Origin of the sequence: Enterococcus sp. 5H, from assembly GCF_028128615.1 — a bacterium.
Classification (GTDB): domain Bacteria; phylum Bacillota; class Bacilli; order Lactobacillales; family Enterococcaceae; genus Enterococcus_L.
Map to the genome: position 1 here is coordinate 215,789 of NZ_AMDP01000019.1, position 17,046 is coordinate 232,834.

Here is a 17,046-nt window from a genome sequence, read left to right on the forward strand (position 1 = left end):
AAAGGGAATAAAAGGGTATGCTTTTTGTTGATTTTTATAAAAAGTAATTATTTCATAATTTTGGTATAATTTAGAAGATGGAGGTGATTGAAATGTTGATTGAACAAATGGTTGCATCAGAATGGGCAAAGTACTCCCAACAAGTTTCTGATAGTATCCAATTACTGCCTTTTTACGATAGTCATACGTTGGCAAGGCAAGTATTTCGCAAAAAAGTAGGAGAAAATTCTGGTGGAGCTTATGTCGTTTATCGTGGAAAGGTGCCCAGTTTATTTGTATTGATGGAAAATGGTAAAGTGACAAATTTACTTATTAAAGAGTCCCTTAAAATTAGCTGGACGACTATTTTCACTATGATCGAAAATTTGTTTAAACAATCATTTCAGCCAGAAATTTTATTTAACTTTTCTAGATCACTTACACTTCATTTACAGGAAGTCTTTCTGCAGCAAGGCTATACTATACAAAAAGAAAATCGAGTAATTAAAAAACTTTCTTATCGCACTGCTCTTGTACTTGGCGGAGGCGGGGCTAGAGGGGCATATCAAATTGGTGTTTGGCAAGCATTGAAAGAACTAGGGATACCTTTTGATATTATTACAGGGACTTCGGTAGGTGCGCTAAATGGAGCTTTGATTTTACAGGATGATTTTGAAGCAGCAAAAAATATGTGGGAAAAAATAGATACGCAGCAGATATTGGCATTTCCGACAGTCAAGGCGTCTAGTGACACTTTTGGCAGTATGGTTGGTCAAATTGGTTCGTTTACCCTGAATGCGCTCCAGTCTAAAGGTGTTTCTACACAGCCTCTGAGAAATCTAATTGATGATACCTTTTCACAAGAGAAACTAGAACAGAATACGATTGAATTTTATTTAGTCACTACACAATTGCCCAATATGCTGGAAAAAGTGATCTATTTTAATGAATGTAAAAATAATCAATGGCAAGAGTGGCTATTGGCTTCGGCTTCATTTTTCCCAGCAATGGCGGCGGCAAAAATTGGCAATAACTTATACGTAGATGGCGGTTATCGCAACAATGTACCGTGTGATGTAGCGCTAAATCATGGCGCAACGGAATGTATTGTTGTGGATGTTAAAGGTCCGGGTATAAGCAAACCAATCAAAGTACCGGAAGCAACGTCTTATTTATTTTTACAAACACCGTGGTCGATGGGAGCAGTTCTTTTGTTTGATGGCGCACGTTCAGTTCAAAATATTAAACTGGGCTATCTGGAAACCATAAGAACGATTAGTAAAAAATACCTTGGATACTGGTATACTTTCGATGAAACTTTTGCTCAGATGGAGAAGTTTCAACAAGCTTTTTTTGATTTTATCAGGGATGCATATCAGCTGAATTTATGGTATTCTGTTGAACAACAAAATAAAATTTGTAAAAAATTGCGTAAATTTTATAGAGACAGGGTGTATTCGGAAAATATCGGTTTAGTTTTATTGGAATTGCTGGCGAAAAACCAAGAGATTACAGCTTCAAAATTATATACAATTGATGAGCTGGTTGAGTCTATCCAACGAAGTAGCGAAGTAAAAGTGGACTTGGTAGAAACAATAGGAATGATCTCCATTCAGGAGTGGCTGAAAAAATACTATACGGATTATTTTTTACTTTCGGAGAAACAGCAAGTAGCTTTGATGACAAATATACTTGATGCAGATGAAAAAGAAAAACCGCAGCGATTAGCATTTTTATTAGACAAATTACCTGTCCAAGTGTTACAAATTTTAATGAAGGAATTTATCATACAAGGAGTGAAGTGAACATGGCACAAGAATTTTCATATGAAATCGTAGAAGAAATTGCAGTATTATCAGAAAGTCCCAAGGGTTGGCGTAAGGAGTTTAACTTAGTCAGCTGGAATGGTCGTCCACCGAAATTTGATTTAAGAGAATGGGCACCGAACCATGAAAAGATGGGCAAAGGGATTACTTTGTCGAATGAAGAGTTTGAGATATTGTCAAATACGATAAAATCTATGTAGAAGGGACACCCTGTCAATGAAAAGTATGACTGGTTTTGGGAAAGCAGCATTTTTAAATGATACCTATCAAATTGATGTGGAGATTAAAAGTGTTAACCAACGATTTTTAGATATTCAATTACGGATGCCAAAAGAAGTTAATCCGTATGAAATGGCAATTCGACAACTAATCAAGGAAACTTTGCAGCGTGGGCGGACCGAAGCCTATATTAATATCAAACAAATGGGTAGCAGTAACAAAGAAGTGTTTATCCATTGGGAATTAATACATCAGTTATTGAGAGATGTACAACAAGAATTAGTGGAAAAATACCCTGAGGCTACATTTGATCCAGCGCAAAATATTAATCAGCTGTTGAATAATTCAGATTATGTTGAAGTGACTGAGAAACAAGAATCCGATGAAAACTTTGGTCAAATTATTTTAGATGTTGTGAAAAAGGCAGTCTTAAAAATTGATGCCAGCCGTTTAGCAGAAGGAGAAAAAATTCAACAAGTATTGGCTACATACAGTCAGGACTTTATTGGATTAGTGAATGATTTATCGGGGTTTGTTACTGTTTATGAACAAGATTATCGTGATAAATTCGAAGCAAAGCTGAATGACTGGTTAGGCAGCCAAGTGGAAGAATCACGCCTTTTGACAGAATTAGCGATTTTATTGGAAAAAGGAGATATTCATGAAGAATTAGATCGTTTGGCAATTCATGTGGAAAAATTACAGGAATTATTGGTTCAAGCTGAACCCGTCGGACGTGAGCTGGATTTTCTGATTCAGGAAATGAACCGTGAAGTCAATACGATAGGCTCTAAGTCAAGCTCGATCGAAATTAAAAATATTGTCGTTCAAATGAAAACGATTCTGGAAAAGATTCGAGAACAAGTTCAAAACGTAGAATAATAGAAAATAATTTGTGATTTTCTCCTTTAACGTTATAATTAAATAGAAGAAAGCGAAGAGGTGAATAATTATGTCAAACTATTATGATGTAACGTTCCATGAATTAAGCGGTAAATCAGTAGTAAAAAGAGAAATCATTTCTGATAAAGAATCTTTCGATGTCTGGCAAGATGCGTGTGTTACATTTACAGATGATGAATTAAATATTCAGGTGAATGAAGATACGTTTGTTACATTGAATCGTCGTTTTGTGGTTAGAATTGATGTTGAAATAGTCGATGGTCCTGTGGATAAAAAAATCAAACGGCATGATGAAATTATGGGTGTTGTGAATACTTTGTCAAATATGGGCTTTTAAAAGAAAATACAAAAGGTGAGTAGAACGACATTCGTTTTACTCACCTTTTGTATTTAATGAAAAATAACAATAGCTACAGCTGAAAGTAGGAATAAAAGACCGATTGTAAAAAGTAGATGGGTAGTTGGTGTTGATCTTTTGCGGCTGCCGCGTTTCACACCGGCTACTCGTTTTCTAAAAACTCTTGAAAAAAGCAATGAAAGTATACCTAAAATAGACAAGATGCTGCTAAGTAAATAATTAGGACTTTTTCTATTTGCTTTTGTGGGAGAGCTGCTTTTTTGCGGTTTTGTTTTTGGCAGAACGGACTCATCTGTTCCAACAGTCTCTTGGAAGCTAACGCTTTGCGCAGGAATGTTAGGCGAAACTTGTCCTAAGTCACTTTTTAAGGACAGCTGACCATTGTCTAAAGTAAAAATAGGACCAGAGTCTTTTTTTACAAGACCGTAAAAATCATTTGCTACATTGATGTCTTTTTTATTAATCGTGTTTGTACCTTTGGCAAGTAGCTTTTTATAATCATAAGTTGAAAAAACATGATCTAAAATTGCATTTCCAGCAATGTGCCGTTCGTATTCACCTTCTTGGTCAGACCAATCGCCAACACCTAAAATAACTTCGATAAGTCGTACATCACCTTTTTTAGCAGCAGCGATGTAATTGAAAGCACCAGTGGGACTTGATCCAGTTTTTAAACCATCTACCCCTTCATAACCATATTTTGTCCCAGGTAATGAATAATTATAAGCTTCGAACGTTTCAGCGTAAGGGGTATTTTCCATTGTTGTGACTACAGGTTTGCTAGTAAATTGTAGGACATCAGGATATTTTTTTAGCAGGTTGTAAGTTAAAATAGCTAGGTCGCGCGCAGTCGATTTATTTTCACCATTAGGGTCAATTCCTTCTGGCTGATAAAGGCCTTCAAAAGCGCCTATCTGTGCGCCGCTACAATTATAATAAATTGTATTGGTCATACCTAATTCCGCTGCTTTCGCATTCATTTTATGGATAAAAGCTGCTTCATCGTTGTCAGAAACTAGATTAGCTAACATTATTGTCGCAACATTTGAAGAAGGAACTGCAACCATCGTAAAGATATCACGGACAGGGTAGTCGACATTTGGTGAAATTTTATTGTTGCTTAACGCATAGATTTGAGATATTTTTACGTCCTTTTCAGTTGCTTGAATAGTAGTATCTAAAGTGAACTTCCCTTGTTCTATTGCTTCTAAAGCCAAATACATTGTCATAACTTTAGCAATACTGGCTGGACTCCAAATTAAGTCTGGCTGATCTGACCATAGGATTTGCCCGGTTGCTGCATCAATAACGATGGATGCTTTAGGTCGATATGTTTCTTTAACAGGAAAACCGGCTTTTTTACCAAATTCCATCAAGTCTTCTTCTGCATAGGCTGTTTGAATGATGCTTCCAAATGATAGATAAGCAGAAAAAAACAGAGCTAGTGCTAATTTAAAAAATATATTTCTTGGGAACATAGATTGAAATCCTTTCATTTGTTCAAGTTTTACTAGAAAATAAGATGATTATGTTATTCTGAAAATAGCTTGTTACTTTATTTTACTTGAAAAGCATAGTTGTTGTATATGGTTTTTGGTATTTTTATCATAAAAATATGTTATGTTAAAATTATAATAATTGTATAAATAAATTAAATGGTTACCATGGTTTAATCGGAACGCTGTTTAAGAGTAGTTTACCTGATGTTAAAATTAAAATGAGTCATTCTTTTTTTGGAAATATTAATTAATAAGGTCTTGAAAATTACTGAAAAAAAGTGCATTATAGAACTAATACTTTATTAATGCTTAGCTTCACGGGTTAGTCTCTCGGAAAAAAGACAAAAATAGTGTATGGCTAAAAATGCCAAACCCAATTTTTTCTATTTTTCATTCGAGTCTAAACAATCCGTTCAGCTTTTAAATTATCTAGCTTCACGAATCAACTCTTCGGAAAAAAGATGAAATCTGCTAGTGCTAAAGGACAGCACAATCATATTTCCCTATTTTTCAGTCAGAGTTAATCGGATTCGTTCAGCTTTTAAAATTATCTAGCTTCTCGGACCAGACTCTCGGAAAAAAGATAAAAATAGTGTATGGCTAAAAGCGCCAAACCCAATTTTTCCTATTTTTCATTCGAGTCTAAACAGTCCGTTCAGCTTTTAAACGAAAGGAAGTCATCATGTCAGAGCGTGGGTTATTAATTGTACTATCGGGTCCTTCTGGGGTTGGTAAAGGAACGGTTCGAAAAGCGATTTTTGAAAGTGAAGAAAATGATTTTCAGTACTCAATTTCTATGACTACTCGTAAAATGCGGGAAGGTGAAGTAGAAGGAGTAGATTACTATTTCCGAACCAAAGAAGAATTTGAAGCGATGATTGAAGCTGGTGAAATGTTGGAATATGCGCAATACGTTGGAAATTATTACGGAACGCCACTATCTTATGTGAACCAAACGCTTGATGAAGGAAAAGATGTCTTTTTAGAAATCGAAGTTCAAGGTGCTGAGCAAGTTAAAGAGCAAGTGCCAGATGGTGTGTTTATCTTTTTAACACCGCCGGATTTAGCTGAGTTAAAATCACGAATCGTTGGTCGCGGTACAGACGATCACGAAGTTATTGAAGAAAGAATGCGTGTGGCTCGCGAAGAAATCGAAATGATGGCATTATATGATTATGCAGTTGTTAATGACGAAGTGCCATTGGCAGTCAAACGAATCAAGGATATTATTGCGAGTGAACATTTTCGTGTTGATCGAGTAATTGGCAAATATATTAAAATGTTGAAGGAGATGTAGGCTTATGATGTTAAAACCATCTATTGACTCATTATTAAAAGAAGTACCATCAAAATATTCACTTGTTATTTTAGCGAGTAAACGTGCGCATGAATTAGACGAAGGTGCTCAACCAACGTTAGAAAGTTTTGAATCTGTTAAAAGTGTAGGGCAAGCTTTAGAAGAAATTGATGCTTCAACAGTAATCAACGACCCTAGACCAGAAGAAAAACGTGAAAGAATGCGTATGGCTAAAGAAGAGCAAAAAATAAGACGTGAACAAGAACAAAAAGAACTTGAAAATCGCATTCGCGATGAAAAAAGTATCTAAACTATAGATAAAAGCCGCTATGATCTGTTTATTCGATCATAGCGGCTTTTAGTTTATTTTTCTTATGCATCTTGGCTAGTTGCAGCAATCAGAACTTCTCTAATCGAAACTTCTTGCGGTAATTCGTACATGTATTTTACGGTTTTGGCAACATAAATTGGGTCTAATGTTGTGCCACCCATTGAAGTTTTCCAATTTTCATACGTATCCACAGCATCTTGATCTGTGATGTGTGTTAACAATTCTGTTTCAGCGGCCCCGGGAGCCATTACCATCACTCGAACATTATGACCGGAGACTTCTTCACGAACAGTTTCGGATAATGCATGGACACCAAATTTGCTGGCTGCATAAACGGCGTGATTACCGAAGGTTTTTCGTCCTGCGATGGAACTAATATTGATAATTGTTCCACCTTTTCTGTCCATCATACTGTTAATAACAGTTTTCATTCCGTTTAAAACACCCATAACATTGGTATCAAGCATAGTTTGCCATTCAGAAGGGTCTTGTTTCCATACATTTCCTAATAGCATAACACCAGCATTATTTACCAGTAAATCAACTTTACCAAAACGTTCTTCAGCTTCTAGGACGGCTGCTTGAAAGCTTTCTAAATCAGTAACATCAACAGATTTGACCAAGACATTATCAAAATTTAACGGTAAAGCCTTGATTTTATCTACTCTACGACCTAGTAATAATAATGGATAATTGTCGGCATTAAATAATTTTGCCATTTCAGCTCCAAAGCCAGAGCTTGCGCCTGTAATAACGATTAATGGTTTTTTCATTTATTCGTTCCTCACTTTTCTTTGATATATGTTATACTACACCTTTGAGTATACTCAAAGTCAAGGAGGAAGATGGTAGATGTACACAATTGGAGAAGTAGCAAAAATGACTGATTTTTCAGAGCATACATTGAGATATTATGATCGTTTAGGATTACTGCCGTTTGTAAAGAAAGATGCTAATGGTGTGCGTCGTTTCTCTAACTCTGATTTAGATTTATTGGCGACAATTCGCTTTATGAAAGATACAGGGTCATCAACAAAAGAAATCCGACAAGTGATGGCTTTAATTATGGGTGGCGATCAAACGCTAAAACAGAGACTGGAGTACTACCAAGAATACCGGATGAAAATGGAAGCAACAATTGCTTCTTTAGAATCAAATTTAGAAAAAGTCGACTGGAAAATCGACTACTATCAAACAGCTGTGAATGCAGGGACAGAAAAAATCCATGAAAATTCTGCTGGATTGTATGAGCTATATTATAAAAAAGAATAATCAATCGAAAAGTGACGATCAAAACTGTTAATTTTTCGATACAGAAATCAGAGGAACAAGACAAATGCTGGATTCTTTAGTACAATAAGCAAAGAATTAGACGATTTTTTAAGATTTATTAAGATGAATGGAAATGGAGGATTGGATATGAGAAAAGCGGCACAAGTGATTGTTGATGTACCCACTATGCAGACGGATCAGCCGTTTACGTATTTAATTCCTTTTAACTTAGAAAAACAGTTAAGCATAGGAATGCGTGTAGAAGTTCCGTTTGGAAATGGAAATCGGCATTTGCAAGGGTTTGTTTTAGCGATTGATGAGGTTTCAACCGAAGTGATTGCTTCACAAAAATTTGAATGGAAAGAAATTCTTTCTGTTCTGGACTTAAAACCAGTGCTGAATACTGAATTACTGGAATTAGCTGAATATATGAAAGAAAAAACATTTGCATTTAAAATTACCTGCCTACAAACAATGCTGCCAAGTGTGATGCGGGCGGATTATCGCAAGTACATATATATAGCAGATGAGTTAGAAGAAACAGTTCAAGATGAGCTGTTTTATGGACTGGATGAAATTGCTTGGGAAGATGCTGAGGAACGTAATATTTTACCCCAGTTGATGCAGCTTAGGAAGCAACAAAAAGTTGATATTCGCTACGAAGTAAATACTCGTAATAAAGTCAAAACCATCCGCTACATTCAAGCACTAAAAGATTTTGAACAATTAGAAGAAGCGCGAATGGAACTGAGAAAAGGTTCGCAAAAAAAAGAGCAATTACTTCATTACCTGCAACACTTAGGCTTAGAACAAAAGACAAGTGTCAAAGAGATGAAAGAACTAGGTTTTAGTACGGCAATTTTAAACGATGGAGCAACTAGAGGTTGGCTGACATTTATAGAGTCCGAAGCTTACCGCGACCCATTTGCCGACCACACTTTCGAAAAAACAACGGCGCTATCTTTAAATGATGAACAACAAACTGCTGTGGATAAGATTCTAGGTTCGATGAATCAACAAAGAAGTCAAACCTATTTGCTTGAAGGGATCACTGGAAGTGGAAAAACCGAAGTCTATTTACAAGTGATTGCGGAAGTCTTAAATCAAGGAAAAACAGCAATGATGCTTGTTCCTGAAATTTCATTAACACCGCAAATGGTTCATCGTTTTAAAAGTCGTTTTGGCGATCAAGTAGCCGTTATGCACAGTGCTTTATCTCAAGGAGAAAAATACGATGAATGGCGCAAAATTGAGCGCGGAGAAGCTCAAGTTGTAGTCGGCGTACGTTCAGCAATTTTTGCTCCGCTAGAGAATCTGGGTGTCGTTATTATTGATGAAGAACATGAAGCGAGCTATAAACAAGAAGAAACACCGCGTTATCATGCCAGAGATTTAGCGATTTGGCGTGGAGAATATCACCATTGCCCTGTCGTTTTAGGAAGTGCAACACCGTCATTAGAATCGCGAGCACGAGCGCAGAAAAAGGTCTACGAGCGTTTGGTTTTAACAAAACGAGCAAATCAGACAGCTACATTGCCAACGATTGATGTAGTAGATATGCGGGAAGAAATTCAAAATAAAAATACCTCGTCCTTTTCAATGGCATTGCAAGAAAAAATCAACGATCGATTAGCTAAAAAAGAACAAAGTGTTCTACTGTTAAATCGTCGCGGGTATTCTTCTTTTGTGATGTGCCGAGATTGTGGGTATGTTTTACCTTGTCCCAACTGTGATATTTCTTTAACACTGCATATGGATTCAAAAACGATGAAATGTCATTACTGTGGTCATGAAGAACGAATTCCGTATCATTGTCCGAATTGTGGTGGTGATAAAATTCGGTACTACGGTACAGGAACGCAAAAAGTTGAAGAAGAATTAAAGGCTTTGTTCCCGGAAAGTCGCGTTTTGCGGATGGATGTTGATACCACAAGAAGAAAAGGAGCGCATGAAAAGCTCTTAACCTCGTTTGGTAATCACGAAGCAGATATTTTATTAGGAACCCAAATGATTGCTAAAGGACTTGATTTTCCTAACGTAACCCTTGTTGGTGTGTTAAATGCTGATACAGCGCTGAACTTACCTGACTTTCGTTCTAGTGAGCGAACGTTCCAGTTGTTGACCCAAGTTAGCGGTCGGGCAGGTCGGGCGGACAAACCCGGGGAAGTAATTATTCAATCCTTTAATCCAGAACATTATGCAATTCAATTGGCTAAAGCGCAAGATTTTGAAGATTTTTATCAGCAAGAAATGTACGTGCGGCATAGAGGAGACTATCCACCGTTTTATTTTACTGTACAAATTACCGCTAGCCATCCAGAAGAGAATCAAGCAGCGAAACAAATGTTTAAAATTGTAACAGAATTAAAAAATGGTTTATCTGATCAGAGTATCTTACTAGGACCAACACCAAATGCGATTATGCGTGTAAATAACCGTTACTTTTATCAGGTAATCATCAAATATAAGCATGAACCTAATTTACAAAACATCTTGAAAAAGATTTTAACAGATACTCAAAGAGCCACAGCACAAGGTTTGAAATTATCGATTGATGCAGAACCGATGAACTTTATTTAATCCTGTAAAAAGAAAGGAAAATCTATGCGTTATCCTATTGTAATTCACCCAAATGAGCGTCTGACTCAAAAAGCACAACCAGTAACGATGATTACTGACGATACAATTAAACTATTAGAAGATATGTATGAAACAATGGTCGCTCATGACGGTATTGGTCTTGCGGCACCGCAAATTGGTAAAAATGTTCAACTCGCTGTGATTGAAATTGATGAAGAAACTGGGCTGTTTGAACTAATTAATCCCGAAATCATTGAGCGAAAAGGTTCAGATATTGATGTAGAAGGCTGCTTAAGTATTCCTGAAACGTATGGAACAGTTGAGCGGGCAGATGAAGTGACGGTTCGTTATTTTGATCGTGAAGGTGATGAAATAGAAGTCACGGCTTACGGCTATCTTGCTAGAGCTTTCCAACATGAGATTGATCATTTGAATGGTGAATTATTTATCGACAAAATTATCGATCCTATTAAACCAGAAGATTTAGAAGCATATATGGAGGAACATATTGATGACTAAAATTATATTTATGGGAACACCTGCGTTTTCAGTTCCGATTTTAGAGGGATTAATTGAAAATAACTACGAGATTTTAGCCGTAGTGACACAACCGGATCGCCCAGTTGGACGAAAAAAGGTAATCACTCCAACACCAGTAAAAGAGGCGGCGGTGAAACATGATCTACTAGTTTTACAACCAGAAAAAATTTCAGGTTCTCCGGAGATGGAGAAAATTATTGAGCTTAAACCCGATTTAATTGTCACTGCAGCTTTTGGACAATTTTTACCTGAGAAGATTTTACAGGCACCGAAATTAGGCGCAATTAATGTTCATGCCTCATTGTTGCCGAAATACCGCGGCGGTGCCCCGGTTCATTACTCAATTATTGAAGGGAAAAAAGAAACTGGCGTGACCATCATGGAAATGATCAAAAAAATGGATGCAGGTGACATTCTTTCTCAAAGAGCTATTCCAATTACGAAAAAAGACGATGTGGGTACAATGTTTGAACGTCTAAGTCTTGTAGGGAAAGAGTTACTATTAGAAACCTTACCTAAAATTATTGCCCGCGAGATTACACCGATTCCGCAAGACGAAAGCCAAGTAACATTTTCGCCTAATATTACGAGAGAACAAGAACGTATTGACTGGCATAAAACAGCAGAGCAAGTAGATAATCAAGTGCGTGGCATGCGTCCATGGCCAACAGCTTTTACAACGTATAAAGAAATTAACTGGAAGTTATGGGACGTAACACCTTTAACTGAAACGACTGAGGCAGAACCTGGAACAATCATTTATCGTGGAAAAAAAGAACTTTGGATTGCTTGTGGTGAAGGAACTGTTATAGCAATTAATACTATTCAACCGTCAGGTAAAGGTAAATTAGCGATCCAAGATTTCTTAAATGGCGTTGGTCAAACAGTTGAAAAAGCGGATAAGGTGGGCTAATTAATATGGGGAAAAAAATACCAGCAAGAGTGAAAAGTTCCGTACGCTACGTGGCACTAAGAACAATTGAGCGCGTGGATAACGGCGGAGCATATTCAAACTTATTGCTAAATGAAATGATTAATAAATCTGCTTTAGGAGAAAAAGACAGCCGCTTATTTACAGAACTTGTTTACGGTACAATTAGCCGTAAGTTATTACTAGAATATTATCTAACACCTTTTATTCAAAATCCTAAAAAAGTAGACAGCTGGGTAAAAAATCTGCTTAGCTTGTCTGTGTATCAGTTAGTTTTTCTAGATAAAATTCCCGATCATGCAATCATTAATGAAGCTGTAGAAATCGGTAAACACAGAGGAAACGTCGGCATTGGTAAATTTGTGAATGGTGTACTGCGTGCATTTCAGCGTGAAGGTATCCCGAGTTTAGATAAAATTAAAGATCCAGTTGAACGTTTGTCTATAGAAATCAGTATGCCTAAATGGTTAACGGAAAAACTAATCAAACAAATGGGCGTAGAAGAAACCAGAAAATTGGGGTTATCACTTTTTGATAAAAGTCATGTCAGCGGACGGGTTGATACAAGAGAAATCAGTATTGACGATGCCTTAGAAGAATTACACAGAGATCACATTGAAGCCTATGCCAGCCAAGTTTCGCCATATGGTGTGGTAGCAGATAAAGGATTTTTAGCAGGCAGCTATTTATTTGGGGCTGGTAAGCTAATGATTCAAGATGAAAGCTCAATGTTAGTTGCCCCAGCGATGCAAATCGAACCCAATCATGTTGTTTTAGACGCTTGTGCGGCTCCCGGTGGAAAAACAACTCACATCGCGACATTCCTTGATTCGACGCAAGGCGGGCGAGTTAAAGCGTTAGATATTCATGATCATAAAATAAAGTTGATTAAACAAAACGCGGAACGTCTACATGTAAAAGAAGTTGTTGATACAGAAAAATTAGATGCTAGACAAGTTGGAACAGAATTCCCAGCAGAATATTTTGACCGGATTTTAGTGGATGCCCCCTGTTCAGGTTTAGGTTTAATGCGCCGTAAACCAGATATCAAGTACCATAAATCCGCACAAGATTTTGCTCAATTACCAAAAATCCAATTAGAAATTCTAGAAAGTGTTGCACATACATTGAAACAATGGGGTATAATGGTCTATAGCACATGTACAATCGCTGAAGAAGAAAATCAGGAAGTAGTAGCAGCCTTTTTAGAGAAGCACCCTGAATTTAAAAAAATTGATGTTGCAGTGAATGAAACTGTTCAGTCTGCGGTGAAAGAGCAAATGTTAACATTATACCCGCATCAATTAGGAACTGATGGCTTCTTTATCTGTTGTATGCAGAAAGTTTGTTAAACGAGGTGAAACATAGTGGAAATCAATTTTCAAACAGATGTTGGACGAAAACGAAATACAAATCAAGATTATGCTGGTTTATTTGAAAATCAAGCAGGTGTTTCTTTGGCTATTTTAGCTGACGGAATGGGTGGTCATCAAGCAGGTGACGTAGCGAGTCAAATGGCGGTAAATAATTTAGGCGAGCGTTGGCAGGAAAGTTCACTTGAAACGTCTGAAAAAGCTGCACAGTGGCTAATTAAAGAAATCCAAGATGAAAACGAGAAGATTTATCAAAAAGGTCAATCTCAATCTGAATACTTAGGAATGGGGACGACGATTGTTAGCGCCGTTTTATTAGATCAATCATTTGTATTAGCTAATATTGGTGATAGTCGCGCATATTTAGTGCGTAATAATCAGCTATTACAATTGACAGAAGATCATTCTTTAGTTAACGAACTAGTCAAATCTGGAGAAATTACTCGTGAAATGGCGGCTAATCATCCACGTAAAAATGTTTTGACTCGTTCTTTAGGTATGCCTGGAATGGTGGAAGTTGATGTAACCAACCATCTTTGGGTTCATGATGACTATATTTTACTATGCTCAGATGGGCTGACAAATATGGTTTCTGAAGAAGAAATCTTAGCAGTATTGCTTTCAGAAAGAACATTATCTGAAAAAGTAGATATATTAATTACTCGCGCAAATGAAGCTGGCGGTGCTGATAATATCACTGTTTTAGTGATCCATTTTAACGAACAGAAGGAGGAAAACCAATGATCGAAATCGGCAGAAAATTAAATGGTCGATATCATATTATTGGCAATATTGGTAGCGGGGGTATGGCAAATGTGTTTTTAGCACATGACCTGATTCTTGACCGCGACGTTGCTGTTAAAGTCTTGCGCTTTGACTTTCAAAACGATCAAGCTGCTATTCGACGTTTCCAACGAGAAGCATTAGCTGCCACTGAATTGGTTCATCCGAATATCGTTAGTGTCTATGATGTAGGCGAGGAAGACGGATTACAATACTTAGTTATGGAATACGTAAAAGGAATGGATTTAAAAAGATATATTCAAACACAGTATCCTATTCCTTATGCAAAAGTTGTTGATATCATGGAACAAATTTTATCGGCAGTTTCACTTGCACATGAACATAGAATTATTCATAGAGATTTAAAACCACAAAATATTTTGATGGATGAAAGCGGCGTTGTGAAGATCACAGATTTCGGAATTGCGATTGCTTTGACGGAAACATCGATCACACAAACGAATACTATGCTAGGCTCAGTTCACTATTTATCACCAGAACAAGCTAGAGGAAGCATGGCGACTAATCAATCGGATGTTTACGCAGTTGGAATCATTTTATACGAGATGTTAACAGGAAATGTTCCGTTTGACGGTGAATCAGCAGTTACAATTGCATTGAAGCATTTCCAAGAAGAAATACCGTCCGTTAAAATTTTTGATCCAAATGTACCTCAATCATTAGAGAATGTTGTTTTACACGCAACGACTAAAGATCCTGCTGATCGCTATAAGACAGCAGAAGAAATGTCTCGTGACCTATATACTGTTTTAGCAGCTAATCGGTTGAATGAACCAAAATGGCAACCGACTGGACTAATAGGCGAAACGAAAATTTTAACTCCAATTACTGAAGAGACACCAATGCCGTCTTCATTCAATACAATGGAGACACCACCGGAAGAACGAAATGAGCATGAAGAAATAAAACAACAAGAAGATGCTGCAGCCAAGAAGAAAAAGAAACGTAAAAAACGCTGGCTGATTGCTTTAATCTTATTATTTCTTGCGTTGTTAGTAGGCGGGTTGTTATATTTTGCTGGAAATAGCAGCAGCAGTGAAGTCAAAATTCCAAATGTAGCAAATAAAACAGAAGCAGAAGCGCGAAGCATACTGGAAGAAGCTGGTTTAAAAGTTAAAGCTGAAACCAAAGAAATTCCAGACGATTCTATTGAAGAAGGTCGTGTTGTAAAAACCGACCCGACAATTGACGCAACAGTGAAGAAAAATCGCGAAATCGAGCTATATATCAGTTCTGGTAGTAAAAAAATTAAGATGAGCGATTATACAGGTGAAAACTATAAAGATGCGATTGAAGCTTTGGGTAAATTAGGCTTCCAAGAAAGCAGAATTAAGATTACAAGAGAAGCTGACACAAGCGTTGATGAGGATAAAGTTATTAGCCAAACACCTGAATCTGGTGAAGAAGTTGACCCTAAAACAGATGAAATCACATTAGTTGTTAGTGAAGGACCAGAAGATGTATATATTGGCAGTTATGCTGGGTATAGTTATGAAAATGCTGTTGCAGCTCTAGCTGAACTAGGTATTAGCGAAAATCAAATCTCTCGTTCTGACGAAGAAAGTGATACTGTCGAAGCAGGCGTAGTCATTTCTCAAAGCCCTGGTGCTGGATCAACGCTAAATCCGAAGACAGGGAAAATTACGTTAACTGTCAGCAAAGGAACGGATAAAACTGTTCTAGGCAGTTATGTAGGTTATAGCTATGATAATGCCGTTAATGCGTTAACTGCATTAGGGATTAAGGCAAATCAGATTTCGCGTGTAGATGAATCTAGTGATACCGTGGAAAAAGGTGCTGTTATCTCGCAAGATCCGGGAGCAGGCGCTAGTTTCAACCTTAATAGTGGTAAGATTACGTTAAGAGTAAGTACTGGACCAGGAAATGTAACAGTTCCTAATGTTGTTAATCTTTCACCAACAGAAGCCAAGTCACAAATAGAAGGTGCGGGCTTGAAATATGTTGCTGGGTCGGGTGATACATCAAAAGGAAAAGCTGTTAGTATGTCACCAAGCGCTGGCGATAGTGTTGCCAAAGGTACGACAGTAACTGTTAACTTTTCAAACAGTTCTAATCCGACAGACAACACAGCAGAATAATTTTTTAGGTAATATAAATGAAAAGGGACAGATAGAAACTATTTTATAAGGTTTCTGACTGTCTCTTCTTTTTGTGTTAAAATAAAACCAATAGAAACAAGGAGGTGGCATTTCTGAAAGGTCAAATCAGAAAAGCGTTGAGTGGTTTTTACTATATCTATGTAGACGGAGAGACATTTCAAACAAGAGCGCGAGGGAATTTTCGTAATCGTAAAATTACACCGCTAGTTGGTGATGAAGTGATGTTTGAAAGCGATAATCTGACTGATGGTTATTTACTTGAAGTTTTCCCAAGGCATAATGAACTTGTCCGTCCGCCTGTAGCGAATGTAGATCAAGGCGTCATTGTAATGAGTATGGTGGAGCCAAATTTTTCTTATAACCTGTTGGATCGTTTTTTAGTAACTCTGGAAGAAAAAGAGATTGAACCTATTATCTACCTGACCAAAATTGATTTATTAACAGGTGAAGAAGCAGTCAGTGTGGCAGCGGTCAAAAGTGTCTATGGTGCAATTGGTTACCCTGTAATTGCAGCTACGCAAGAAAATGATGACCAAGCTGTGCATTTATTAGAACAATATTTCCCGGAACGTTTAACAGTATTTATGGGCCAATCAGGTGCTGGCAAATCGACGTTGCTGAATAAAATTTCTCCTGATTTACAATTAGCAACGGATGAAATTTCTGAATCATTAGGGCGGGGAAAACACACCACTCGTCATGTGGAATTATTACCGTTGTATGATGGTTTAGTTGCGGATACGCCAGGATTTAGCTCGATTGACTTTTTAGAAATGGAAACCACAGAGTTGCCGAAAAGATTTCCTGAATTTGTTGAAGCATCCGTTTCATGTAAATTCCGTGAATGTATGCATCGTAAAGAGCCTGGATGTGAAGTGAAAAAGCGTGTTGAAGAAGGAACGATCGCTCAAACTCGCTATGATAATTATCTTCAATTTTTACTAGAGATAGAAAATCGCAGACCTATTTACAAGAAAAAACAATAATTTTTTATTTTGTATAGTCGTTATTTAA

16 protein-coding genes are annotated in these 17,046 nt (G+C 37.1%); 14 read left to right on the forward strand and 2 right to left on the reverse strand.

What is annotated here, in order from left to right; all coding sequences use genetic code 11:
- Positions 1-92: 92 nt before the first annotated feature.
- The 4 genes from C240_RS07040 to C240_RS07055 all read left to right on the forward strand — a co-directional run bounded on the left by C240_RS07040 (position 93) and on the right by C240_RS07055 (position 3,264).
- Positions 93-1,784, forward strand: a complete 1,692-nt coding sequence (locus tag C240_RS07040; protein WP_271493161.1) for a patatin-like phospholipase family protein — start codon at positions 93-95, stop codon at positions 1,782-1,784.
- Between the two features lie 2 nt (positions 1,785-1,786).
- Positions 1,787-2,005: a YdbC family protein gene (locus tag C240_RS07045; protein WP_271494190.1), complete on the forward strand. Its 219-nt coding sequence runs from the start codon at positions 1,787-1,789 to the stop codon at positions 2,003-2,005.
- A 16-nt stretch (positions 2,006-2,021) separates the two neighbouring features.
- Positions 2,022-2,906 (forward strand): YicC/YloC family endoribonuclease, encoded by an 885-nt coding sequence (locus tag C240_RS07050; protein ID WP_271493163.1) that lies wholly within the window; start codon positions 2,022-2,024, stop codon positions 2,904-2,906.
- Positions 2,907-2,976: 70 nt separating this feature from the next.
- A complete protein-coding gene (locus C240_RS07055) occupies positions 2,977-3,264 on the forward strand; it encodes a hypothetical protein (RefSeq protein WP_271493165.1) in 288 nt (95 codons plus the stop codon).
- A 53-nt stretch (positions 3,265-3,317) separates the two neighbouring features.
- On the opposite strand, the gene C240_RS07060 is transcribed toward C240_RS07055, so the two are convergent.
- Positions 3,318-4,763, reverse strand: a complete 1,446-nt coding sequence (locus C240_RS07060; RefSeq protein ID WP_442896579.1) for a DUF1958 domain-containing protein — start codon at positions 4,761-4,763, stop codon at positions 3,318-3,320.
- Positions 4,764-5,466: 703 nt separating this feature from the next.
- Between C240_RS07060 and gmk the strand changes: the two genes are divergently transcribed.
- Together gmk and rpoZ are read left to right on the forward strand one after the other, a co-directional pair.
- The gene (gene gmk, locus C240_RS07065; RefSeq protein ID WP_271493166.1) at positions 5,467-6,081 is read left to right on the forward strand and encodes a guanylate kinase; all 615 of its coding nucleotides are present in this window, start codon (positions 5,467-5,469) and stop codon (positions 6,079-6,081) included.
- Positions 6,082-6,085: 4 nt separating this feature from the next.
- Positions 6,086-6,391, forward strand: coding sequence for a DNA-directed RNA polymerase subunit omega (gene rpoZ, locus C240_RS07070; protein ID WP_271493168.1), 306 nt, complete (start codon positions 6,086-6,088; stop codon positions 6,389-6,391).
- Positions 6,392-6,453: 62 nt separating this feature from the next.
- Here rpoZ and C240_RS07075 read toward each other — a convergent pair whose 3' ends face one another.
- Entirely contained in the window at positions 6,454-7,185 is a 732-nt protein-coding gene (locus C240_RS07075; RefSeq protein ID WP_271493170.1) for an SDR family oxidoreductase, read from the reverse strand.
- 79 nt (positions 7,186-7,264) lie between these two features.
- Between C240_RS07075 and C240_RS07080 the strand changes: the two genes are divergently transcribed.
- The 8 genes from C240_RS07080 (at position 7,265) to rsgA (ending at position 17,018) form a co-directional block, all read left to right on the forward strand.
- Complete coding sequence (locus C240_RS07080) at positions 7,265-7,684, forward strand: MerR family transcriptional regulator (RefSeq protein WP_271493172.1); 420 nt, start codon at positions 7,265-7,267, stop codon at positions 7,682-7,684.
- 147 nt (positions 7,685-7,831) lie between these two features.
- Entirely contained in the window at positions 7,832-10,264 is a 2,433-nt protein-coding gene (priA, locus tag C240_RS07085) for a primosomal protein N' (RefSeq protein ID WP_271493174.1), read from the forward strand.
- A 24-nt stretch (positions 10,265-10,288) separates the two neighbouring features.
- Positions 10,289-10,783 (forward strand): peptide deformylase, encoded by a 495-nt coding sequence (gene def, locus C240_RS07090; protein WP_271493176.1) that lies wholly within the window; start codon positions 10,289-10,291, stop codon positions 10,781-10,783.
- A complete protein-coding gene (fmt, locus tag C240_RS07095; protein ID WP_271493178.1) occupies positions 10,776-11,717 on the forward strand; it encodes a methionyl-tRNA formyltransferase in 942 nt (313 codons plus the stop codon). The genes def and fmt overlap by 8 nt, the downstream gene beginning before the upstream one ends.
- Positions 11,718-11,722: 5 nt before the next feature.
- Complete coding sequence (rsmB, locus tag C240_RS07100) at positions 11,723-13,087, forward strand: 16S rRNA (cytosine(967)-C(5))-methyltransferase RsmB (protein WP_271493181.1); 1,365 nt, start codon at positions 11,723-11,725, stop codon at positions 13,085-13,087.
- A gap of 15 nt (positions 13,088-13,102) precedes the next feature.
- Positions 13,103-13,852, forward strand: a complete 750-nt coding sequence (locus C240_RS07105) for a Stp1/IreP family PP2C-type Ser/Thr phosphatase (RefSeq protein ID WP_271493183.1) — start codon at positions 13,103-13,105, stop codon at positions 13,850-13,852.
- Positions 13,849-16,011, forward strand: a complete 2,163-nt coding sequence (gene pknB / locus C240_RS07110; RefSeq protein WP_271493184.1) for a Stk1 family PASTA domain-containing Ser/Thr kinase — start codon at positions 13,849-13,851, stop codon at positions 16,009-16,011. The genes C240_RS07105 and pknB overlap by 4 nt, the downstream gene beginning before the upstream one ends.
- A gap of 104 nt (positions 16,012-16,115) precedes the next feature.
- Positions 16,116-17,018: a ribosome small subunit-dependent GTPase A gene (rsgA, locus tag C240_RS07115; protein ID WP_271493186.1), complete on the forward strand. Its 903-nt coding sequence runs from the start codon at positions 16,116-16,118 to the stop codon at positions 17,016-17,018.
- Positions 17,019-17,046: the final 28 nt, after the last annotated feature.

Coding starts and splice junctions, on each gene's coding strand:
- C240_RS07060 (WP_442896579.1), bottom strand. CDS start 4,763: ATGTTCCCAAGAAATATATTTTTTAAATTAGCACTAGCTCTGTTTTTT.
- C240_RS07045 (WP_271494190.1), top strand. CDS start 1,787: ATGGCACAAGAATTTTCATATGAAATCGTAGAAGAAATTGCAGTATTA.
- C240_RS07050 (WP_271493163.1), top strand. CDS start 2,022: ATGAAAAGTATGACTGGTTTTGGGAAAGCAGCATTTTTAAATGATACC.
- C240_RS07075 (WP_271493170.1), bottom strand. CDS start 7,185: ATGAAAAAACCATTAATCGTTATTACAGGCGCAAGCTCTGGCTTTGGA.
- pknB (WP_271493184.1), top strand. CDS start 13,849: ATGATCGAAATCGGCAGAAAATTAAATGGTCGATATCATATTATTGGC.
- def (WP_271493176.1), top strand. CDS start 10,289: ATGCGTTATCCTATTGTAATTCACCCAAATGAGCGTCTGACTCAAAAA.
- priA (WP_271493174.1), top strand. CDS start 7,832: ATGAGAAAAGCGGCACAAGTGATTGTTGATGTACCCACTATGCAGACG.
- rsmB (WP_271493181.1), top strand. CDS start 11,723: ATGGGGAAAAAAATACCAGCAAGAGTGAAAAGTTCCGTACGCTACGTG.
- C240_RS07040 (WP_271493161.1), top strand. CDS start 93: ATGTTGATTGAACAAATGGTTGCATCAGAATGGGCAAAGTACTCCCAA.
- C240_RS07080 (WP_271493172.1), top strand. CDS start 7,265: ATGTACACAATTGGAGAAGTAGCAAAAATGACTGATTTTTCAGAGCAT.
- C240_RS07055 (WP_271493165.1), top strand. CDS start 2,977: ATGTCAAACTATTATGATGTAACGTTCCATGAATTAAGCGGTAAATCA.
- rpoZ (WP_271493168.1), top strand. CDS start 6,086: ATGATGTTAAAACCATCTATTGACTCATTATTAAAAGAAGTACCATCA.
- fmt (WP_271493178.1), top strand. CDS start 10,776: ATGACTAAAATTATATTTATGGGAACACCTGCGTTTTCAGTTCCGATT.
- gmk (WP_271493166.1), top strand. CDS start 5,467: ATGTCAGAGCGTGGGTTATTAATTGTACTATCGGGTCCTTCTGGGGTT.